Raw genomic sequence first — 20599 nt, 5'->3', positions numbered from 1 at the left:
AATCCACGCCGGGATCAGTGCCCGGCGATCAGGCGACGAGCAGCCGAGAGGAGGAGACGGACCGTGAAATCGTCGGCACCCCATCGCAAGCCGATGCAGGGCGAACGGATCGACGGCAGCGTCGAGCGGTACGCCGCCGATCGCGGCGGTGTCCGTCTCCCCGCCGCGAACTGACACCGCGCACCTTCTCTCCTTCCCTTTCTCTCTCCGCCGCATCGCCGGCGCGTCTCTTCGTGAACCGAGGTGATTCCCGTGACCATTCGTGCCGACAATTGGATACACACGCCGGTCCTCGTCCTCAACGCCAGCTACGAGGCGCTGACCGAGATCAGCGCCGATCGTGCGGTGACACTGCTGCTCAGCGGGGCCGCCGAGTCGGTGGTCGAGCACGTGCCCGCCTTTCCGATCCGCTCCCAGCGGCTCGAGATCGCGCTGCCCGAGACGATCCGGCTCCTGCGCTACGTCTACCTCGCGCACGTGGCGACGGTCGGCGACGACAGCCGCGCCACCCTGGCCGGCGTCCTGCGCCGCGACAAGCACCGGTGCGGGTACTGCGCAGGCTGGGCGCACACCGTCGACCACATCCGCCCCCGCTCCCGCGGCGGGCCCAACACCTGGAACAACCTGATCGCCAGCTGCGCGCCGTGCAACAGCGGCAAGGCCGACCGCACCCCGGAGGAAGCCGGGATGCGGCTGCTGTGGGAGCCCAAGGCCCCCGACCCGCTGGCCACCCGGCAGCGCAAGATCTGGAAGGAGTACGCGCCGTGACCGCATCCCCGCACCTCGCCGACCTGCTGCCGCTGTCGGACTCCGCCCAGTGGCACCGCGCCGCCTGCCGCGGCGACCCGCACCACGAGGCCTGGTTCCCCTACCCGTCGGAGGACTTCGCCTACGCCCGCGAGATCTGCGCGGGCTGCCCGCTGCGGCAGGCGTGCACCGACTTCGCCACCCGCACCGGTCAGTCCGGGGTCTGGGGCGGGCGCGAGTTCGACCGGGGGAAGGTGATCCGCGACTGACCGACGAGACCCCCGTCCCCGGCGGGGTGCGACCGCACGCGGCCGCACCCCGTCGGTCGGGTATCCGCGCAGGTCGGACGGGGGATTGCACGGCCGCCGACATCTGTCCTTAAACTGCCCTGCGTGGGTACGCATCGCAGCAGTGAGAACACCTCTCGCGGTATCAGCAAAGGTCCGGTCCTCGCCGCATCGATGCTCGTGCTTGTCCTCGTCGCCGTCGTCGCCTGGTTCCAGTTCAGCGACCGCGCCGAGAACAAGGATTCCGCCGCCGCCTCGGAGTGTGTCGAGGGCCCGGCCGCCCTCGACGTGACCGTGGATCCGGCCGTGGCCGGCCCGGTGCGGGCGGCCGCGGACAAGTTCAACGCCGCCAAGCCGCGGGTGCGCGACCACTGCGCGCAGGTCAAGGTCATCGCTCGGCCCTCCGCGGCCATGGTCGCCGGGTTCGCCGCCGCCGGCGGCTGGGACCCGGCGCTCGGCCCGAAGCCCGGGCTCTGGATCGCCGACTCCAGCCGTTCGATCGAGCTGGTACGGGTCCCCGGACTCATCGAGGGCACGCCCGCCTCCATCGCGACCAGCCCGATCGTGCTCGCGGTCCCGGAGGACCTGCGCCGCGCCCTCGAGGAGAACAAGATCGGCTGGGGTGACCTGCCGCGCCTGCAGCAGGGCTCGCTGGGCGACGTCGGCCTCGGCAGCTGGGGTCCCCTGCGCATGGCCATGCCCACCGGCGACGCCAGCACCGCCGCGGCGCTGGCCGCCGGTTCGGCGGTGTCGGGCTTCGATCCGCTGACCGAGCAGGCCGCCGCGACCGGGCAGGTCGTCGCCGCGATCTCGGGGCTGGCCGCCAGCGCGCCCCCGTCGGCCGACGTACTCGGCGCCATGACCGCCACCGGCCCGGATCCGGCGACCGCCGAGGTCCACGCCGTGCCCGCCACCGAGCAGCAGATCCGCGCCTCGGGCGGACTGAGCGCGTTCCGCCCGGCCGGCTCCGCGCCGCTGGCCGACTACCCGGCCGCGCTGATGTCGGGCCCGTGGGTGGACAAGACCCAGAATCTCATCGCGTCGCGGTTCGTCGACTTCCTGCGCGCGCCCGAGCAGGTCGTGGCCGCTTCCGCCGAGGGCTTCGCCCCCGCGATCGGCGCCGCGCCGCCCCAGCCCACCCGCGCCACCCTGGAGAAGGTGCAGGCGACCCTGAACAACCCGGTCCTCGGCGTGGTGTCCACCGCGCTGCTCGACGTGTCGGCGTCGATGGGCGCCGCCGAGGGCGCCGCGACCCGCCTGGCCAACGCCAGCGCCGCGCTGCTGTCGACCATGACGGTCATGCCCGCCGACTTCGGCCTCGGGCTGTGGACCTTCGCCAAGAACCTCGACGGCAGCAGCCCCTACAAGGAGCAGACCCCGACGGCGACGCTGACCGACGACCAGCGCACCGCCCTGGCCAAGGCGTTCACCGCGGCCAAGGCCACCGATTCGCGCACCGACCAGGCCTATCCGTCCCTGCTGGCCGCCTACAAGGCCGCGATCGCGAACTGGTCGGCCGGGCACGCCAACTCCGTCCTGCTGATCACCGACGGCCCCGACGACGATTCCGCGCTGACCGGCTCGGCCCTGCTGACCGATCTGGCCGCGGCCGCCGTGCCGGGCAAGCCGGTCCGCATCGACGTCATCGCCATCGGCGGCACCGCCCCGCAGACCCTGCAGCAGGCCGCCCAGCAGACCGGTGGCACCTTCACCACCGTCACCACCACCAACGACCTCGCCTTCGGCACGGCCGTCTCCAAGGCCCTCACCACCACCTGATCGGCGGCCCGCCCGCGCGACGCGCGGCCGCCGGGTGTGAACGGGCGCGTTCGCGGGTATCCGAACGCCACGGCGGCCACCAGTTGCCGCGGGGGTGGAGGTCCGGATGTCCGTGCGCACCATAGTGATCCGTGTTCGCCGGGCGATCACCACGCTGCGGTCGCGGCTGCGCTGGGTGACCGACCGCGTCGAGCGGGCGCTGGTCCTGGCGAGCCGCCGCCCCGACCACTACATCCTGTCGGTGGCCACCGTCACCGCGGGCGTCTTCAGCTCCCTCGAATGGTCGGACCCGGTGAAGAAGGCGATCGACGCGCTACCGGTCGTCACGGTCAGCGACTGGCTCGGCTTCGTCCTGTTCACCGTGGTCATCGCCGCCGTCCTGCATCTGCTCTCGTTCGCGGTGCGGCGCTGGTCGGGGCGCGATCCGGTCGAGCAACTCGCCGGGCTGCTCGACGCGCGCGGGTTGCTGCCCAGCCTGTCCGAGCACTATGAGAGAAGGATGGCAGGCACCCTCGACGCCGCAGACGCCGCAGACGCCGCCGACGCCGCACACCCGCTCGGCTATCGCGTCCGCCACGTCGGCGAGCACGAGGTCGACCTGGTGTGCCAGATCAACCGGGAAGTGTTCGCCCGCACCGGCTTCGCCACGCCCCTGGACATCGTCAAGCTGCGCAATCACAGCGTGCACCGGGTCAATCCCCTCGCCTTCACCCTCGTCGAGGCCGAGATCGACGGACGGTTCGTGCCCGTGGGCATGTCGGCGGTGCTTCCGCTCAACCGATTCGGCGAGGCCGCCTACTGCCGCAACGGCGGCCTGCGTGACGATCAGATCCGCGGGTCCCACATCGCCCCGCCGGGAACGGCGTGCGAGGCGGTGCTGCTGTTCTCGGTCGGGCTGCTGCGCTCCTTCCGGGGCAGGCTCGGCACCAGCCCGCTCACCATCTCCACGATCTTCGTCGACCACGCGGTGGAGATCCTGCGCGACATCCACGCCGCCGACCCGCTCCTGCCGCGCGTGCGGGTCTTCGCCCAGACCGAGCTGCCCGGCTCGGGAGTGACCCGGCTGCTGGACGCGACCGGTTTCGCCGACACCGGCCTGGTCACCGGCGACGGGCATCCGCTGCGCGTCCTCGAGGTCCCGCTCGGCGCGCTGGGCGAGGGAGCCGTGCCGACGACCGAGGGGCTGCGCGCGCTGCTCGGCCGGCTGCGCGGGCGCGCCGCCGAGCACTGACGGCGACGGCCCCCGGCCGGGGTCGGCGGGGGCCGTCGCGCACGGAATCAGTCCTGGTAGGACTCGATCGGCGGGCAGGAGCACACCAGGTTGCGATCGCCGAAGGCACCGTCGATGCGCCGCACCGGCGGCCACACCTTCGGGCGGGTGTGCCCGAGGCCGCGCGGGTAGACCGCGGTCTCGCGGCTGTAGGGGTGGTCCCAGTCGCCGACCAGCGAGGCAGCGGTGTGCGGCGCGCCGCGCAGCGGGTTGTCGGTCACCGGCCACACGCCGGCGCCGACCTGGTCGATCTCCCCGCGAATGGCGATCATGGCCTCGATGAACTCGTCCAGTTCTTCGAGATTCTCGCTCTCGGTCGGCTCGACCATCAGGGTGCCCGCGACGGGGAAGCTCATGGTCGGCGCGTGGAAACCGTAGTCGGCCAGGCGCTTGGCGACATCGTCGACGGTGACACCGGTGGCCTTGGTGATCCCGCGCAGATCCAGGATGCACTCGTGGGCGACCATGCCGTTCTCGCCGGTGTAGAGGACCGGGAAGAAGGCGTCGAGGCGGCGGGCGATGTAGTTGGCCGAGGCGATCGCGGTCAGGGTGGCCGCGCGCAGGCCGTCGGCGCCCATCATGCGGATGTAGGCCCAGGTGATCGGCAGGATGGAGGCCGAGCCGTAGAGCGCCGCGGACACCGCGTGCGAGCCCGCCTCGCGCGGGTCGCCGGGCAGGTAGCGCGCCAGATGCGCGCGCACCGCGACCGGGCCGACGCCGGGGCCGCCGCCACCGTGCGGGATGCAGAACGTCTTGTGCAGGTTCAGGTGGCTGACGTCGCCGCCGAACCGGCCCGGCTTGGCCAGCCCGACCAGGGCGTTGAGGTTGGCGCCGTCGATGTAGACCTGCCCGCCCGCGTCGTGGACCAGCGCGCACAGCTCGGCGACCTCGTGCTCGTAGACGCCGTGCGTGGACGGGTAGGTGATCATGATGCAGGCCAGCCGCTCGGCGTGGTCGGCGATCTTGGCCCGCAGGTCGTCGAGGTCGACGTCGCCGTTCTCGCGGCACTTGACGACCTCCACCCGCATGCCGACCATCGCGGCCGAGGCGGCGTTGGTGCCGTGCGCGCTCGACGGGATCAGGCAGGTGTCGCGGTGGTCGTCGCCGCGGTCGAGGTGGTAGCGGCGGATGGCGAGCAGGCCGGCGTACTCGCCCTGGCTGCCCGCGTTGGGCTGCAGGCTGACCGCGTCGTAGCCGGTGATCTCGGCCAGCCAGCGCTCCAGGTCGCCGATGAGCCCGAGGATGCCGGGGACGTCCTCGACCGGGGCGTAGGGGTGCAGGCGCGCGAACCCGGGCCAGGTGATGGCCTCCATCTCGGCGGTCGCGTTGAGCTTCATGGTGCACGAGCCGAGCGGGATCATGCTGCGGTCGAGCGCGATGTCCTTGTCCGAGAGGGAGCGCAGGTAGCGCAGCATGGCCGTCTCGGTGTGGTAGCGGGTGAAGGCGGGGTGGGTCAGGTAGTCCGAGGCGCGGGTCTCGATGTCGGCGAGCGGGGTGGGGGCGTCGCCCGTCAGCGCGGCCTCGGCCTCGGCCAGTCCCTGCCCGACCGCGGCGACCTCGGGCAGGGCCTCGGCGGTGCCGAAGGACTGCAGCACCGCGGCGACGTGGGCGTCGGTGGTGGCCTCGTCGCAGGCGATGGCGACGTGATCGGCGTCGACGAGGCGCAGGTTGATCCCGCGCGACTTCGCCTTGGCGACAACGGCTTCCGCGCCGCCGGGCACCTGGGCGAGCACGGTGTCGAAGAAGGCGCCGTGCACGACCGCCGCGCCGAGGCCCGCCGCGACGTCGGCGGCGTGCTGGTGCACGCGGCGCGCGATGGCGCGCAGGCCGTTCGCACCGTGATAGGAGGCGTACATGGCGGCCACGACGGCCAGCAGCACCTGGGCGGTGCAGATGTTGGAGGTCGCCTTCTCGCGGCGGATGTGCTGCTCGCGGGTCTGCAGGGCGAGGCGGTAGGCGCGGGCGCCGTCGGCGTCGACGGAGACGCCGACCAGGCGGCCCGGCAGCTGGCGGGCGAACCCGCTGCGCACCGCCAGGTATCCGGCGTGGGGGCCGCCGAAGCCCATCGGCACGCCGAAGCGCTGGGTGGTGCCGAAACAGACGTCGGCACCCTGTTCCCCGGGCGGGGTGACCAGGGTGGCGGCCAGCAGGTCGGCGCCCGCCGCGACCAGCGCGCCGCGCTCGTGCGCGGCGGCGATCAGCGCAGTCCAGTCGACGATGCGGCCCGACGCGCCCGGGGTCTGCACGATCACGCCGAAGAACTCGCCCTCGGGCAGTTCCCCGCCGGACAGATCGGCCTCGACGATCTCGAATCCCAGCGGCTCGGCCCGGGTGGCCAGCACGGTCTTGGTCTGCGGGAACAGGTCGGCGTCGACGAGCAGGCGGGTGGCCTTGGATCTGCCCGCGCGGCGCAGCAGCGTCATGGCCTCGGCGGCGGCGGTGGCCTCGTCGAGCATGGAGGCGTTCGCCACGTCCATACCGGTCAGGTCGCAGACCATCGTCTGGAAGTTCAGCAGGGCCTCCAGGCGGCCCTGGCTGATCTCGGGCTGGTACGGGGTGTAGGCGGTGTACCAGGCCGGGTTTTCCAGCAAATTGCGCACCAGCACCGGCGGGGTGAGCGTGTCGTAGTAGCCGAGGCCGATCATCGAGGTCGCCACGGTGTTGGCGTGGGCGAGGGCGGCCAGCTCGGCCAGCGCCTCGTGCTCGGAGACCGGGGCGGGCAGGGCGTCGAGGCCGGCGTCGAGGATGCCCGAGGGCAGCGCGGATTCGGCGAGCGCGTCGAGGGAGTCCACGCCGACGGTGTCGAGGATCCGGGCGAGCTCGCCGGAGTCGGGTCCGATGTGGCGGTCGGCGAATGAGCGGGTCACGGCGGGCTCCTGGTCGGGCGGATCGACCCCTGCGGGGGCGACGGGTTCCAGCCCTCCCCCTCTGTCCTGTGGCCTGAGAGATTCGGCGACGCGGCCTCGGCGGCCGTATCCCCTTTCCCCGTGGGCGGGCGGCCGGCTGCCACCGCTTTCCAGAGGCGCCGAATCCCCGCACGGTCCGTTTGCCTGAGAGATCGACGGGGAGGTGCTGCTCCTTCGGCGCCCGGTACTCCTTCGAGCCCGGAACTCTCCCGCACGGTGGCGACGCCCACCCAGTCTAAAGGCAGCAAACCCCCGTGGACGCCACGCGGCGCCCTACGGGGGTGTAGTGCTCGTCACGTCACACCTAGCCGGTGCGGCGGTTCTCCCGCGCCTTGCGCCGGAACGACAGCTCGTCCTCGGGCCGGTCCGACACGGTGGTGGCCCGCTCGGCGGGGAAGTCGGCGATGGCCCCGGTCAGTTCCCGCATGGCGCCGCTGACCGCGATCCCGAAGACGCCCTGCCCGCCCTGCAGTAAATCGACGACCTCCTCGGCCGAGGAGCACTCGTAGACCGAGGTGCCGTCGGAGAACAGCGTGATCCCGGCGAGATCCTGCACGCCGCGGCTGCGCAGGTGATCGACCGCGATCCGGATGTTCTGTAACGAGATGCCCGCGTCGAGCAGGCGTTTGACGATCTTGAGGACCAGGATGTCCTTGAACGAGTACAGACGCTGACTCCCGGACCCGGCGGCGCCGCGGATCGACGGGACGACCAGGCCGGTGCGGGCCCAGTAATCGAGCTGCCGGTAGGTGATACCGGCGACCTGGCAGGCACTGGGCACCCGGTAGCCGACCAGATCGTCGGGCACCGAGTCGTCCGGGAACAAGCCGGGCTGGACTACATCCTGCGGTTGCTCTACCACTGACCACTCCTTGCTCCGGGGCCCGCCGGGGATCCCCCCGCGTCGTTCCGGCGCTCGTGCCGCTCTACTCGTGCCCGGTTTTCCAGGTTACTCGCTGACCATTGTCCGGGCACCGACCGCGCAGAACCAAGCACCGCGCGCGGCGATTCTCTCGACCTCTACTTCAGGTCTAGAAAACAGCCGCTGACCTGCTACCCGTCGGTGGCCTTGAAGTCGTCCGGGGACACCGACTCGAGGAACTCCTTGAACTTCTCGACCTCGTCCTCGCGCTCGTCGGGCATGACCAGACCGGCCTCGGCGAGCACCGGTTCCTCGGCGTAGATCGGGCAGCCGACCCGCAACGCGATGGCGACCGAATCCGAGGGCCGGGCCGAGACGCGCAGGTCGCCCTCGAAGACCAGATCGGCGAAGAAGGTGCCCTCCTGCAGGGCCACGATCCGCACTTCCTTGAGGGTGTGCCCGAGCTCGGAGATCAGGATCTTGATCAGGTCGTGGGTGAGCGGACGGATCGGGGTGACGCCCTCCTGCTCGAGCACGATCGCGGTCGCCTCGGTCTGCCCGATCCAGATCGGGAGGTATCGCTCCCCCGAGGCCTCCCGGAGCAGGAGCACGGGCTGGTTCTGTGGCTGCTCGACACGAATGCCGATCACACGCATCTCGCTCATCGCAGTCCTCCCAAATACTCTTTCGGCAGCGCGGCACGACCGCTGACCGCGTTGCCGTACACACGAGTCTAGGCGAATTTCGCGTCACGTCACGGGCGGCGGCAGGCCGTGACCGGTGTGTTGCCAGGGTGATACCCGCCGGGAACGCGGGCGTTCAGTTACCCAGGGCCGCCCGCACCGCGGCCTTGACCAGGGCGGCGTGCAGGTTCAGCGAGAGCGCGGCCAGTTCCCGCACCGTCTCCTCGGCGCGGGCCCGCGCATCGGCGTCCCGGCTCTTGGCGATGGGCGCGGCGATCTGGGCGACCAGCGCCGCCTCGCGGTCGGCCGCCAGCTTGAAGGCACGCAGATGCCTTGCCTCCAAACCGAATTCGGCCATGGCCTGGGCCGTGCGCGCCAGCGTGACGGCGTCGGAGTCGAAATATCCCCCCGCGCCGGGCACCACCAGCCCGGCCCGCAGCAGGTCGTCGAGGAAGGTCTCCGCCACCCCGGACTGCTCGAGCAGGTCAGCGCGGGTGAGCCGCACCTGGGGATCCAGACGCAGCTCGTCCGGGGTGACCTCGCCGGGCACGACCCCGAGCCGGCGCGGCGGCGCGGGCACGGAGCCGGACCCCTGGGGGCCCGGCTCCGTGACGCCGCGTGGGGCGCGGTCGCGGGCACGCGCCTCGCGCACACCCAGCGTCGCCGCCCCGCTGTCGATCGCTTCGAGTTGTTCCTTGATGACCTTCAGCGGCAGGTACTGATCGCGCTGCGCGGTCAGGACGAACCGCAGCCGCTCGCAGTCGGCCACCGAGAATCGGCGGTAACCCGACGGCGTGCGCTCCGGACGGATCAGCCCCTCGGATTCGAGGAACCGGATCTTGGAGATCGTGATGTCCGGGAAGTCCGGTCGCAGCAGGTCGAGCACGGAGCCGATCGACATCCCTCCGCGCGCCCACTGCGCCGCCCCGGTCACCTGGAGCTCACAGCGAGCTCGCACCCGTCGACGACGAGTCACTGGCCTGCGCACGCGGACCGGTCAGGAAGACCAGACGGAACTTGCCGATCTGGACCTCGTCACCGTTCTGCAGCTCCGAGGAGTCCACCGGCTCGCGGTTGACGTAGGTGCCGTTCAGGCTGCCCACGTCGACGACCTGGAAGGAGTCCTCGTCCTGGCGGAATTCCGCGTGGCGGCGGCTGACGGTGACATCGTCGAGAAAGATGTCGCTGTCGGGATGCCGACCCGCCGACGTCGTCGGCTGATCGAGCAGGAAGCGCGAACCCGCGTTCGGGCCGCGCTTGACCACCAGGAGGGCGGCGCCGACCGGCAGGCCCTCCACCCCTTGGACCGGCGCCTCGCCGGTCTGCTCTCCGGAGCGCGACGCGTCGACCTCGTTGAGGAAGTCCGCGCGGAAGACCGACGTCGTCTCGGCCGCGGTCTCCCCGTAACCCGGGTCCCTGTTCTCGCTCACCGTTTCTCTCCTCCTCGAACCTGATTATCCATGCAGGCAGGTGCTGCGCTGGGCGACACACTCTCCGGCGCACCCGACGTATCCGCTCGGCTTTGACCGTACCCTGCCGGGCCGTGCCCGTGCAGGGAGAACTGGCAAGGGGTGTTCAGCCCCCGATAACTCCTTGATAACCCGCCGCATCCAGCAGTTGCGCCAGCGCGGCGTCGAGCCCGGCCTCGTCGGCGAGTTCGAGGTCGAAAAGCCACCCGTCACCGTACGGATCGGTGTTCAGCGTCTCCGGTTCCGACACCAGATCCTCGTTGATCGCAACGACTTTCGCGGTCAGCGGGGCGTAGATGTCGGACACGCTCTTGGTCGATTCGACCTCGGCGATGCTGTCTCCTGCGGTGACGTCGTTGTCGTTGTCGGGCAGCTGCACGAACACCACGTCACCGAGCTGGGACTGGGCGTAGTCGGTGATGCCCACCCGGACCGTGGTCGGCCCGGTCCGCCGCACCCACTCGTGCTCCTCGGTGTAGCGCAGATCCTCGGGGGTCTGGGTCACAACCCGTCCTTTCCTCGTCGACGTTGCACGCAAGAGTATCGGCTACCGGGCGTGCTGCGGCACAGGCGGTATCGAACGAGCGACCCGTAGGGCCTGCGCGGTGTAGAGGGCGCCGGTCCAGACGTAGAGGGCGGTGCCCCACACCAGCAGCGCCCCGCCGAAGGCCCGGCCGAAACCCGCCCCCACCCAGTCCATCTGCCCGGCCAGCAGCCACGGTAGCGCCGACATGAGCGCGAAGGTGGCCGCCTTGCCGAGGTAGATCACCTCCGGCGGCGGCAGCCCGCGGCGCCGGTACACGGTCAGGGTCAGCGCGAGCAGGGCGTCGCGCCCGATCAGCAGCACCGCCACCCACCACGGGATGATGTCGCGCAGCACGAACGCGAGCAGGGTCGTCACCATGTAGAGCCGGTCGACGAACGGGTCGAGCAGCGCGCCGAGGCGGGAGGACTGGTCGAGCAGCCGGGCGAGCTTGCCGTCGAGGAAGTCGGTCAGGCCGGACAGGATCAGCAGGGTGAAGGCCCAGCCGTCGGCCTGCGGGCCCAGCATGAGCCACAGGAACAGCGGCACCCCGAGCAGCCGCAGTGTGCTCAGCACATTGGGCACGGTCAGGATGCGGTCGTCGAAGACCGATTGGCTTGGCACAACCCCGTGCTTACCCCACCCCGCCCCGGTTCCGCCAGCAGGCCACGCCGCGCGGGCCCGAGCCGGGCGCGCTAGCGTGACCGCTGTGTTCGACTCCGCGATAGACCTGCGCCGGTATGTGAGCGCCGACGAGGCACGGGCGCGGGGCCGCGCCGCCCGCGAACGGGTGCCCTACGCCGCCCGCGACCGCGCCGCCGAGGGCGAGGGCCGGCCGGGCGTGCTCGACTTCGTCGAGGCGAGCAACCGCGGCCGCATCGAGCGCCTGATCCCGTTGCGGATCGGGCGGATGTCGGCCTCACCGTTCACCTTCTATCGCGGCGCGGCCGGGCTGATGGCCGCCGACCTGTCGGCGGGCCCGGATTCGGGCCTGACCGCCCAGATCTGCGGCGACGCGCACGCGGCCAACTTCGGCCTCTACGGCAGCCAGCGCGGCGAGATCGTGATGGACATCAACGACTTCGACGAGACGGTGGCCGGGCCGTGGGAGTGGGATCTCGAGCGCCTCGCGGCGAGCCTGGTGCTGGCGGGCCGCGAGTCCGGCGCCGACGAGGACGACTGCGCCCGCGCCGCCCGCGACGCGGTGCGCGCCTACCGCAAGGCCGTCGCCCGCCTGGCCGAGCTGCCGTTCCTGCAGTCGTGGACCGAACTGCACGACGACGCCGTGCTCGCGGCCGCCGAGGCGGACGACCTGGCCGACGACTTCAAGAAGGCGGCCAAGAAGGCGCGCAAGAACACCAGCGCCAAGGTCGTCGCCAAGTGGACCGAGCACCTCGACGACCACCGCACCGGCATCCGCAAGCACCGCTTCGTCAGCGATCCGCCGATCCTGACCCCGGTCGAGGAACCGGTGGCCGAGGCGATCATCGACGCCCTGCACGCCTACGCGGGCACCCTGCGCGAGTCGCGGCGCAACCTGCTCGGCCGCTACGCGGTCTCCGACGTGGCCTTCCGCATCGTCGGCACGGGCAGCGTCGGCCTGCACAGCTACGTGGTGCTGCTGCACGGCAACGACGGGGAGTCGCTGGTCCTGCAGGTCAAACAGGCGGCGCCGTCCTCGCTGACGCCGTATCTGCCCGCGGCGCCCGCCCGGCACGAGGGCGAACGGATCGTGGCGGGTGCGCGGCTGGTGCAGTCCGAGACCGACATCCTGCTCGGCTGGACCACCGCCGAGCTCGACACACCGGTGCCGTGCATCGTCCGCCAGTTCCGCAATCTGAAGGGCAGTATCGATCCGTCGTCGCTGTCGGCGGGCGACCTCGACGACTACGGCAGGCTCGCCGGGACGTTGCTGGCCCGCGCGCACGCCCGCTCGCTCGACCCGCGGGTCACGGCCGGTTACCTCGACGGTGACGACGCCGAGACCTTCGACGAGGCGGTCACTGCGTTCGCGGTCCGCTACGCCGACCGGACCGAGGCCGACCACGCCGAACTGCGGGCCGCGATCGACGCGGGCAGGCTCGCCGCCGAACCGAGCTGAACACTCCGGCCGCGCGGGCCCGGCCGGGCCGCCACGCCAGCTATCCTGTACCCCAACGATTCTCGGCGACAGCCAAAGGAGCGACGCGATGCTCGTACGGGTGCAGAACGCCACCGGGAGCGAGGCCGAGGGGGCGCTGCTCGACTGGCTGCGCACCTGGGACGACCCCGCGGACCCACACGGGGTCGCCACGGTCAACGCCTCGGTGTTCCACAACGACCGCCTCTACCAGTTCGACGCGGTGGTGTGGACGCCGACCAGCGTGGTGATCATCGAGGCGGAGACCTTCACCCGCCGCCAGGACGGGGTGCTCGAGATCCCGCTGAACGGCCCGTGGAGCGTCTCCGGGGAACCCGCCGCCTTCGCGGGCGGGGAGAAGCTGACGCCGCTGGAGCGCTCGCGCGAGCACACCTACGCCCTGCAGGAGTACCTGGCCGCGCGCGGTCTCGGCCAGCGGGTGGTGCACGCGCTCGGGGTCATCGTGCCCGCGCCCGGCGCGCGGGTCGAGGTCCACCAGGCCTGGCACGACCCGAGTTTCGACGTGGTCGTGGCCAACCACCCCGACGACCTCGTGCCGTACTTCCGGACGCTGGCCGAGCAGGAGAAGCACCTGTGGACGGCCAACGACGTGGCCATCGCGTTCCGCGGCCTCGGCATCCTGCCGTATCTCCCCGCACCGCAGGACCTGGTCGAGGAGGGCTTCCTCGGCCCGATCGACGTGACGCTGTGGCACGGCGGTCCCACCCAGGCCCAGGCCGAGGCCTACGCCGAGGAGCAGGCCGCGCTCGCCGACCAGCTCAGCGGGCGGGTGCGCGCCCCCTGGTACAGCCCGTGGCAGCTGTACCCCACCGAGCGCGGCGACGTCGACCTGGGGCGCGGGTTCCTGCGGCTGACCCTGGCCGTCGGCATGTTCGTCGTGGTCGCCTGGGTGCTGTGGTTCATCGTGACCGCGATCCTGACCTACGGGCCCGCCTGATGGTGGAGCTGGAGGTCACCGGCGACGAGGTGCGGATCCGCGTGCTGGGATCGCACCGGATCTGGGCGCTGCGCTCGCGGCTGAGCGTGCCGCGTTCGGCGGTCGTCTCCGCCGAGATCGCCGACAGCGGATTGCGGCCGGCGTGGTTGCGCGTCGGCGGCACCTACTGGCCGGGCCGGATCGCCGCGGGCACCTATCGGGCCAAGGGGCGCAAGGAATTCTGGGACACCACCTTCGGCGGCCGGGCCGTGCGCCTCGATCTGGCGGGCGCCGCGTTCACCCGCGTCGTGGTCGACGTCGCGGATCCGGCGGCCACGCTGCGGGCGCTGGGGCACCGGCCGCTACCCTGACCGATCGTGCTCCACCCCGCCCCCGCGACGGCGGCGCGCCTGGCCGTGGTCGCCACGGCCGCCGCGATCGCCGTCGCCCTGCCGCCGACCTTTCCCGGCGACGGCGGCCCCACCGCCGCCGACCTCGCGATCGCGGACGCGGTCGGTCCGGCGGTGTCCGACGGGCTCGCCCGGGTGCTGGTCGTCCCCAGCGACACCGTCGTGGTCATGATCGCGCAGCTCGTGGCGGTCGCGTGGTTCGCCGCCCGCCGCGGCCGGTGGTCCGCGGCGACGATGCTCGCGGTGCCCGCCGTGGTCTCCGCGCTGAACACGGTGCTGCTCAAGCCGTTCTGGCATCGCGACCTGCACGACTATTCGGCCTATCCGAGCGGGCACACCGTGTACCTGGTCGGGGTCGCGGTGACGTTCGCGTGCCTGGCACGGACGACGGCGGCGGTCGCGGCGCTCGCCGCGACCGCGCTCGCCGCCGTGCCGGTCACCGCAGGCATGATCGCGCTCGGCTACCACCACGCGACCGACGTCGTCGGCGGGGCGGCCGCCGCGACGGCGCTGGCGGTCCCGCTGTGCGGGGTCGCACGGGGCCTGCGGGCCCGGACGCACCCGCCGGAGCCGCGCTCCTGATCGCACCCGATGCCGGTTCGCCTCGCGTGCCGAGTCGGGTCAGCGACCGGGCACCATCCGGGCGAGTACGCCGTCGCGCCGGACCACCGCGTGGAACAGCACCGCCAGCGCGTGCGCGGCCGCCACGGCGACGAGGCTGTACCCGGTGACGGCGTGCACGTCGCGCAATGTCGCGTAGAGCGCCGGATCGACGGGCACCGGGGCGCGTACCGTGACGCCGCCGATCCGCGGTGGCAGCCCGGCCGCGCACGCCGAGAGCCAGCCCAGCACGGGCTGGGCCGCCAGCAGGACGTACATCAGGATCTCGGTGAGGGTCGCGACCCGCCGCTCGAGCGGGCCGAGGGCCGCGTCGGGGCCCGGGCCGCGTCCCCACAGCCGCGCGGCCGCCCGGGCAACCACGAGCGCGAACACCGCCGTCCCGGCGGCCTGGTGCACGTCCATGCGCCAGGTGTAGTCACCGCCGCCGCGCGCGGCGGCGACGCCGAAACCGAAGGCGAGCAGCACCACCGGCACCGAGAGCCAGTGCAGCAGCATGCTCGCCGGACCGAACCGGCGGGAGGCATCGTCGTTCACAGTCGTGGACACGAGACAGCCTCGCCGCCGGTTCGGTCCGGGGTCACGATCCGGTGCGGTCGTAGACGCTCGCGTCCGACAGCATGGCCGCGCGCAGCATGCCCTCGGGCACACCCATCGCCTCGACCAGGGTCAGCGCGTCCGGACGCAGCCGGTCGACCAGTTCGTTGACCCCGCGCCGCACCGCCTTGGCCCGCTCGACCGACATGAACCGATGCATGATGTACCAGGACAGGTGCTCTTCGAGGGTGCTGTAGACGTACAGGTCGCACACCGTCTCGGCCAGGGCCCGCGCCTCCGGGTCCTCGACGGTGGCGATGCCGTCGATGAACGCCTCGAGCACGAGCCGGTCGATGTGGGCCGACCCGGCGGCCAGGATGTGGTCCTGGGCGTTGTTGAACGCCTCGAACGGTCCGGTGTCGGCGGCGCGGGCACGCAGGCGGTGCGCGGCGGTGCGGACCAGGTAGTCCTCGCGGTCGGCGAACAGCGCCAGCTGCACGTCGCGCTTGCCCAGGTCGCCCTCGTCGACGGTCTCGTCGCCGCGATCGCGCAGGGTCTGGATGAGCTGACGCACACCGGAGGTCTTGCGCACGACGTCGCCGGCCATGGTCGCGGCGAAGCGCACCCAGCCCATCGCGTCGAGATCGCGGACCTCGTCGGCGTAGGCGGTGAGCAGTTCCTTGGCGACCAGCTGGGTGAGCACGACGTTGTCACCCTCGAAGGTGGTGAACACGTCGGTGTCGGCCTTCAGACCGACCAGGCGGTTCTCGGTGAGGTAGCCCGCGCCGCCGCACGCCTCGCGGCACTCCTGCAGGGCCCGGGTGGCGTGGCGGGTCTGGGCGACCTTGAGGCCCGCGGCCCGCTTCTCGAGCGCGCGCTGGGCCTCGGGCTCGGTGTTGCGGCCGGTCTGGATGAGATCCATGCGGCGGACCAGGTCGTTCTGGGCGAAGGCGAGCGCGAACGACTTGGCGACCAGCGGCAGCAGGCGGCGCTGATGGTTGCGGTAGTCCATGAGCAGGGTCTCGGCGCCGGTGTCGGGATCGGCGAACTGGCGCCGCGCGAGCGCGTAGCGCACGGCGATGCTCAACCCGACGCGGGCGCCCGCCGCCGCGGCGCCGCCGACGCTGACCCGCCCGCGCACCAGGGTGCCCAGGGTGGTGAAGAACCGGCGGCTCGGGTTCTCGATGTCGGAGGTGTAGGTGCCGTCCGGGGCGACGTCGGCGTAGCGGTTGAGCAGGTTCTCGCGCGGGACCCGGACGTGGTCGAAGACGATGCGGCCGTTGTCGACGCCGGGCAGTCCGCCCTTGAGGCCGTCGTCGTAGGTGGTCACGCCGGGGAGGTCGGCGCCGTTCTCGTCGCGGATGGGCACGAGCAGGCAGTGCACGCCCTTGCTCTCGCCGCCGGTGACGAGCTGGGCGAACACCGCCGCCATGCGCGCGTGCTCGGCCGCGCCGCCGATGTAGTCCTTGCGGGCGGAGGGGGTGGGGGTGTGCACCACGAATTCCTGGGTGGCCGGATCGTAGGTCGCCGTGGTCTCCAGGTTGGCCACGTCGCTGCCGTGGCCGGATTCGGTCATCGCGAAGCAGCCGAGCAGGTCGAGCGAGATGAGCCGCTTGATGTATTCGCGGTGTCGTTCGGTGCCCAGGTTCTCCACCGCGCCGCCGAACAGGCCCCACTGCACGCCGGACTTCACCCACAGCGACAGGTCCGCGTAGGCCAGCATCTCCAACCCGGTGACCGCGCCGCCCGGGTCGCCGGTGCCGCCGTTCTCGGTGCGGAACCCCTTCTCGGGCAGTCCCGTTTCCGCCAGCACCCGCATCTGCTCGAGTACCCGCGCGCGGGCGGCGCGATAGTCCAGGTGGGGATCGCCGGTGAACCGGTCCCCGGCCAGCTGCGTCCTGGCCTGCTCCCGTACGTCGCGCCACGGCCCGTCGAGGGCCGCGCGGAGGTGATCTGCCGTCGTCGAACTGCCGATAGCCATGCTCCGACCATAGCGGCCCTCCGCTCCGGCGCAGGTCCGCACGTCGGCGGGGCCCTGACGAAATCTTTACGCCCGGCCCCTTGCGCGGAGATTGAACGCGTGTTTAGTCTTTTGAACATGCGTTCAACCGACCTCAGCACCGCCGCCCGGATCCGCGACAGCGCGATCGAGGTGTTCGGGCAGCAGGGTTTCGGTGTCGGCGTGCGGGCGATCGCCACGGCCGCGGGGGTCTCCCCCGGTCTGGTGAACCACCACTTCGGTTCCAAGGACGGCCTGCGCGCCGCATGCGACGAGCGCGTCCTCGAGCTGATCATGGCGGCCAAGCTCGAGGTCGTCCGCCAGCCGGGCCCGGCCGCCTTCATCTCCGGCCTCGCCGATGTCGAGAAGTACGCACCCCAGGTCGCCTACATGCTGCGCAGTTTCCAGGCAGGAGGCCCGCTGGCCGAATCCCTGCTCGAGCACATGATCGCCGACGCCGTCGAGTACCTGCAGGCCGCGGTCGACGTCGGCACGATCAAGCCGAGCCGCGACCCGGCCGCCCGGGCCCGCTACCTGGTGCTGTGCCACGTCGGCGCCATGAACCTCTACCTGCAGATGCGCGAATACCGCGACGGCGCACTGGATTTCCGCACCGCCCTGCGCGATCTGTCCGATGTGACCGCGTTCCCCGCCCTCGAGCTCTACGCCCAGGGCATGCTCACCGACCCCTCCCTGCTCGATTCCGTCTTCGAGGAGTAGCACCCATGTCCACCACCCAACCGGTCATCGATGTCCGCGGCCTGCGCAAGGATTTCGGCCGCTTCACGGCACTCGACGGCCTGGACCTCACCGTCGCGCCCGGCGAGATCCACGGCTTCCTCGGCCCGAACGGCGCGGGCAAGTCGACCACCATCCGGGTCCTGCTCGGCGTGCTGCGCGCCTCGGGCGGTACGGCGACGCTGTTCGGCCGCGATCCCTGGACCGACGCGGTCGCCCTGCACCGCAGGCTGGCCTACGTTCCCGGCGACGTCACCCTGTGGCCGTCGCTGTCGGGCGGCGAGACCATCGACCTGCTGGCCCGCATGCGCGGCGGCATCGACACCGCCCGCCGGGCCGAGCTGATCGAGCGCTACGAGCTCGATCCCACCAAGAAGTCGCGCACCTACTCCAAGGGCAACCGCCAGAAGGTCGCGCTGGTCTCCGCCTTCGCCTCCGACGTCGACCTGCTCGTCCTCGACGAACCGACCTCGGGCCTCGACCCGCTCATGGAGCAGGTCTTCCAGGACTGCGTGCACGAGGCGGCGGCCCGGGGCACGACGGTGCTGCTGTCGAGCCACATCCTGTCCGAGGTCGAGCACCTGTGCGAGCGGGTGACCATCATCCGCGCGGGCCGCACCGTCGAGTCGGGTTCCCTGGACCAGCTGCGGCACCTGAGCCGCACCTCGATCACCGCCGAACTCAGCGGAGACCCCGGGGACCTGGCCGCGCTGCCGGGCGTGGAGGACGTCGAACGCGACGGGTCGACCCTGCGCTGCCAGGTCGACGCCGAGCACCTGGGCGCCCTCATTCGCGTCCTCGGCGACGCCGGGGTGCGCAGCCTGACCAGCGCCCCGCCGACCCTCGAGGACCTGTTCCTGCGGCACTACCACGTCGACGGTGCCGCCGGTGCCGCCACGGACGCAGAGAAGGTGCGGGCATGACCACTCTCGCCGCCGCCCCGCGCGCCGGATTCGGCGCCACCGCAGGCGATTTCACGGGCACGGGCCAGATGCTGCGGCTCGCGCTGCGCCGCGACCGCGTCATCGCGCCGGCCTGGTCGCTGCTGATAGGGCTCATGCCCGCCATCCAGGTCGTCAGCATCCAGGACCTCTACTCCACCCAGGCCCAGCTGGACCAGTTCGCCGCGACCACCGCGGCGAGCCCGGCGCTGCTGGCGATGTACGGCCCGGTGTTCAGTTCCGCCGAGGGGTCGATCGGCACCTGGAAGGCGGGCGCGATGTACACCCTCATCGCGGTGGCCACGATTCTGACGGTCATCCGCCACACCCGCGTCGAGGAGGAGACCGGGCGCGCCGAGCTGGTCGGCGCGACGAGCATCGGCCGGTTCGCCGGCCTCACCGGCGCCCTGGCGCTGACCTACGGCGCCGCGCTGCTGGCCGGGCTGGCCTGCACCCTGTCCCTGCTGGCCTGCGGCCTCCCGGCGGGCGGCTCCCTCGCCTTCGGCGCGGCCCTGGCCGCCTCGGGACTGGTGTGGGGCGCGGTGGCAGCGGTGGCCGCGCAGGTCAGCGCGGGCGCCCGTATCGCGCGCGGCACGGCCTTCGCCGCGCTCGGGGCCGCGTTCGCCCTGCGCGCGGTCGGCGACGCGGGAAACGGTGTGCTGTCGTGGTTCTCGCCGCTGGGCTGGTCGCTGCAGATCCGCCCCTACGCCGACGAGCGCTGGTGGGTGCTGCTGCCCTCGGCCGCGCTCGCCGTGGCCGCCACCGCGGCGGCCTACCGGCTGCTGGACACGCGCGATCTCGGTTCGGGCCTGATCGCCGAGCGCCCCGGACCCGCCCGCGCGGGTGCCGCGCTGGCCGGGCCGCTCGGGCTGGCCTGGCGCCTGCAGCGCGGGTCGCTGGTGGCCTGGACCGTCGGGTTCGCGCTCTACGGCCTGCTGATCGGCGGGGCCATCGACACCATCGACGACATGCTCGGCGACAGCCAGACGATGGTCGACATGGTGACCCGGATGGGCGGCTCGCAGAACCTGCAGCTGTCGTTCATCGCCTACGCGGTGACGATGCTCGCCGCCGCGGCCTCGGCCTACTCCGTCTCGGCGGCACTGCGCCTGCACGAGGAGGAGGGCTCGGGCCGCGCCGAGACCGTCCTGGCCACGGGTGTCGGCCGGTTCCGTTACGCGGCGAGCCATCTCGTGTTCGCGGTGACCGGCCCCGCGGTCGCCCTGCTGGCCGCGGGGGTCGGCATCGGCGTGGTGTACGGCCTCACCGACGGCGATCTGCCGCACCGGCTCGGCCAGAGCCTGGGCGCGGTGGCGGTGCAGTTCCCCGCGGTGTGGGTCGTCACCGCGATCACCGTGCTGCTCTACGGCGCGCTGCCGCGCTTCGCCACGGCGGCGTGGGCGGTGTTGAGCGCGATGATCGTGATCTTCCTGCTCGGCTCGCTGGACGGCCTGCCGGGCTGGGTGATGGATCTGGTGCCGTTCGCCCATCCGCCCAAGCTGCCCTCGGCCCCCTTCGAGGCGGCGCCGGTGCTGTGGCTGGGCGCGATCGCGGCGGTGGGCCTGGCCGCGGGACTGGTGGCCTTCCGGCGCCGCGATCTGCGGTGACCCGCCGATCGGTAGCCACCGATTTACTGCAACGCTAAGTTACTGGAAAGTACTGTTACATACACCCTTTGAGCTGCGCGGACGGTGAGAATTCCCACAACCGTCCGCGTAGCTTGCTGTCGTCACACGGTCCCGATTACGGTGTAAAACAGGCTCATTCCCTGTCG

At 72.0% G+C, this 20599-nt stretch carries 20 protein-coding genes and 1 riboswitch; of the genes, 11 read left to right on the top strand and 9 right to left on the bottom strand.

What is annotated here, in order from left to right; translation table 11 throughout:
• The first annotated feature begins 243 nt into the window (after positions 1–243).
• The 4 genes from ON36_RS11490 to ON36_RS11475 all read left to right on the top strand — a co-directional run bounded on the left by ON36_RS11490 (position 244) and on the right by ON36_RS11475 (position 4044).
• A complete protein-coding gene (locus ON36_RS11490) occupies positions 244–768 on the top strand; it encodes an HNH endonuclease (protein ID WP_043651191.1) in 525 nt (174 codons plus the stop codon).
• Complete coding sequence (locus tag ON36_RS11485) at positions 765–1016, top strand: WhiB family transcriptional regulator (protein ID WP_043651189.1); 252 nt, start codon at positions 765–767, stop codon at positions 1014–1016. The genes ON36_RS11490 and ON36_RS11485 overlap by 4 nt, the downstream gene beginning before the upstream one ends.
• A 123-nt stretch (positions 1017–1139) precedes the next feature.
• Positions 1140–2813, top strand: coding sequence for a VWA domain-containing protein (locus tag ON36_RS11480; protein ID WP_043651187.1), 1674 nt, complete (start codon positions 1140–1142; stop codon positions 2811–2813).
• A gap of 106 nt (positions 2814–2919) precedes the next feature.
• A complete protein-coding gene (locus ON36_RS11475; RefSeq protein ID WP_157224846.1) occupies positions 2920–4044 on the top strand; it encodes a hypothetical protein in 1125 nt (374 codons plus the stop codon).
• 47 nt (positions 4045–4091) lie between these two features.
• On the opposite strand, the gene gcvP is transcribed toward ON36_RS11475, so the two are convergent.
• The 7 genes from gcvP to ON36_RS11440 all read right to left on the bottom strand — a co-directional run bounded on the left by gcvP (position 4092) and on the right by ON36_RS11440 (position 11150).
• Entirely contained in the window at positions 4092–6950 is a 2859-nt protein-coding gene (gene gcvP, locus ON36_RS11470; protein WP_043651184.1) for an aminomethyl-transferring glycine dehydrogenase, read from the bottom strand.
• A 161-nt stretch (positions 6951–7111) separates the two neighbouring features.
• Positions 7112–7211: riboswitch (glycine riboswitch) on the bottom strand.
• Positions 7212–7293: 82 nt separating this feature from the next.
• Positions 7294–7851 (bottom strand): MerR family transcriptional regulator, encoded by a 558-nt coding sequence (locus ON36_RS11465; RefSeq protein ID WP_157224845.1) that lies wholly within the window; start codon positions 7849–7851, stop codon positions 7294–7296.
• Positions 7852–8042: 191 nt separating this feature from the next.
• Positions 8043–8516, bottom strand: a complete 474-nt coding sequence (locus ON36_RS11460; protein ID WP_043651181.1) for a bifunctional nuclease family protein — start codon at positions 8514–8516, stop codon at positions 8043–8045.
• Between the two features lie 154 nt (positions 8517–8670).
• Entirely contained in the window at positions 8671–9435 is a 765-nt protein-coding gene (gene ftsR / locus ON36_RS11455) for a transcriptional regulator FtsR (RefSeq protein ID WP_052313875.1), read from the bottom strand.
• 40 nt (positions 9436–9475) lie between these two features.
• Positions 9476–9964 carry an oxoglutarate dehydrogenase inhibitor Odhl gene (odhI, locus tag ON36_RS11450; protein ID WP_043651177.1) on the bottom strand — a complete coding sequence of 163 codons (489 nt, stop codon included), beginning with the start codon at positions 9962–9964 and terminating at the stop codon, positions 9476–9478.
• A 145-nt stretch (positions 9965–10109) separates the two neighbouring features.
• On the bottom strand, positions 10110–10508 hold the full coding sequence (gene gcvH, locus ON36_RS11445; RefSeq protein WP_043651174.1) for a glycine cleavage system protein GcvH: 399 nt from the start codon (positions 10506–10508) through the stop codon (positions 10110–10112).
• 42 nt (positions 10509–10550) lie between these two features.
• Entirely contained in the window at positions 10551–11150 is a 600-nt protein-coding gene (locus ON36_RS11440; protein WP_043651171.1) for a CDP-alcohol phosphatidyltransferase family protein, read from the bottom strand.
• Between the two features lie 85 nt (positions 11151–11235).
• On the opposite strand from ON36_RS11440, the gene ON36_RS11435 reads away from it, so the two are divergent.
• From ON36_RS11435 to ON36_RS11420, 4 genes are all read left to right on the top strand, one after another.
• Complete coding sequence (locus tag ON36_RS11435; RefSeq protein WP_043651208.1) at positions 11236–12627, top strand: DUF2252 domain-containing protein; 1392 nt, start codon at positions 11236–11238, stop codon at positions 12625–12627.
• A gap of 88 nt (positions 12628–12715) precedes the next feature.
• Positions 12716–13603 carry a nuclease-related domain-containing protein gene (locus tag ON36_RS11430; RefSeq protein ID WP_043651168.1) on the top strand — a complete coding sequence of 296 codons (888 nt, stop codon included), beginning with the start codon at positions 12716–12718 and terminating at the stop codon, positions 13601–13603.
• Complete coding sequence (locus tag ON36_RS11425; RefSeq protein ID WP_043651165.1) at positions 13603–13953, top strand: hypothetical protein; 351 nt, start codon at positions 13603–13605, stop codon at positions 13951–13953. Before ON36_RS11430 ends, ON36_RS11425 begins: the two co-directional genes overlap by 1 nt.
• A gap of 6 nt (positions 13954–13959) precedes the next feature.
• Positions 13960–14574 carry a phosphatase PAP2 family protein gene (locus ON36_RS11420; protein WP_245558038.1) on the top strand — a complete coding sequence of 205 codons (615 nt, stop codon included), beginning with the start codon at positions 13960–13962 and terminating at the stop codon, positions 14572–14574.
• A gap of 39 nt (positions 14575–14613) precedes the next feature.
• Here ON36_RS11420 and ON36_RS11415 read toward each other — a convergent pair whose 3' ends face one another.
• Both ON36_RS11415 and ON36_RS11410 read right to left on the bottom strand, forming a co-directional pair.
• Complete coding sequence (locus ON36_RS11415) at positions 14614–15159, bottom strand: cytochrome b (protein ID WP_043651162.1); 546 nt, start codon at positions 15157–15159, stop codon at positions 14614–14616.
• Between the two features lie 31 nt (positions 15160–15190).
• Complete coding sequence (locus ON36_RS11410) at positions 15191–17128, bottom strand: acyl-CoA dehydrogenase family protein (RefSeq protein WP_043651160.1); 1938 nt, start codon at positions 17126–17128, stop codon at positions 15191–15193.
• 117 nt (positions 17129–17245) lie between these two features.
• Here ON36_RS11410 and ON36_RS11405 point away from each other — a divergent pair, with 117 nt between their 5' ends.
• The 3 genes from ON36_RS11405 to ON36_RS11395 are packed head-to-tail and all read left to right on the top strand — an operon-like array spanning position 17246 to position 20432.
• Entirely contained in the window at positions 17246–17866 is a 621-nt protein-coding gene (locus ON36_RS11405; RefSeq protein ID WP_043651159.1) for a TetR/AcrR family transcriptional regulator, read from the top strand.
• Positions 17867–17871: 5 nt separating this feature from the next.
• Complete coding sequence (locus ON36_RS11400; RefSeq protein WP_043651157.1) at positions 17872–18807, top strand: ABC transporter ATP-binding protein; 936 nt, start codon at positions 17872–17874, stop codon at positions 18805–18807.
• A complete protein-coding gene (locus ON36_RS11395) occupies positions 18804–20432 on the top strand; it encodes an ABC transporter permease (RefSeq protein WP_043651155.1) in 1629 nt (542 codons plus the stop codon). Before ON36_RS11400 ends, ON36_RS11395 begins: the two co-directional genes overlap by 4 nt.
• Positions 20433–20599: the final 167 nt, after the last annotated feature.

The sequence above is a fragment of the Nocardia thailandica NBRC 100428 genome, from assembly GCF_000308795.1.
Classification (GTDB): Bacteria; Actinomycetota; Actinomycetes; order Mycobacteriales; family Mycobacteriaceae; genus Nocardia; species Nocardia thailandica.
Note: the sequence above shows the minus strand (reverse complement) of the source record. Positions and strands in the feature narration are given on the sequence as shown.

Coding starts and splice junctions, on each gene's coding strand:
- ON36_RS11475 (WP_157224846.1), top strand. CDS start 2,920: ATGTCCGTGCGCACCATAGTGATCCGTGTTCGCCGGGCGATCACCACG.
- ON36_RS11460 (WP_043651181.1), bottom strand. CDS start 8,516: ATGAGCGAGATGCGTGTGATCGGCATTCGTGTCGAGCAGCCACAGAAC.
- ftsR (WP_052313875.1), bottom strand. CDS start 9,435: ATGTCGATCGGCTCCGTGCTCGACCTGCTGCGACCGGACTTCCCGGAC.
- ON36_RS11430 (WP_043651168.1), top strand. CDS start 12,716: ATGCTCGTACGGGTGCAGAACGCCACCGGGAGCGAGGCCGAGGGGGCG.
- ON36_RS11425 (WP_043651165.1), top strand. CDS start 13,603: ATGGTGGAGCTGGAGGTCACCGGCGACGAGGTGCGGATCCGCGTGCTG.
- ON36_RS11410 (WP_043651160.1), bottom strand. CDS start 17,128: ATGGCTATCGGCAGTTCGACGACGGCAGATCACCTCCGCGCGGCCCTC.
- ON36_RS11405 (WP_043651159.1), top strand. CDS start 17,246: ATGCGTTCAACCGACCTCAGCACCGCCGCCCGGATCCGCGACAGCGCG.
- ON36_RS11400 (WP_043651157.1), top strand. CDS start 17,872: ATGTCCACCACCCAACCGGTCATCGATGTCCGCGGCCTGCGCAAGGAT.
- ON36_RS11395 (WP_043651155.1), top strand. CDS start 18,804: ATGACCACTCTCGCCGCCGCCCCGCGCGCCGGATTCGGCGCCACCGCA.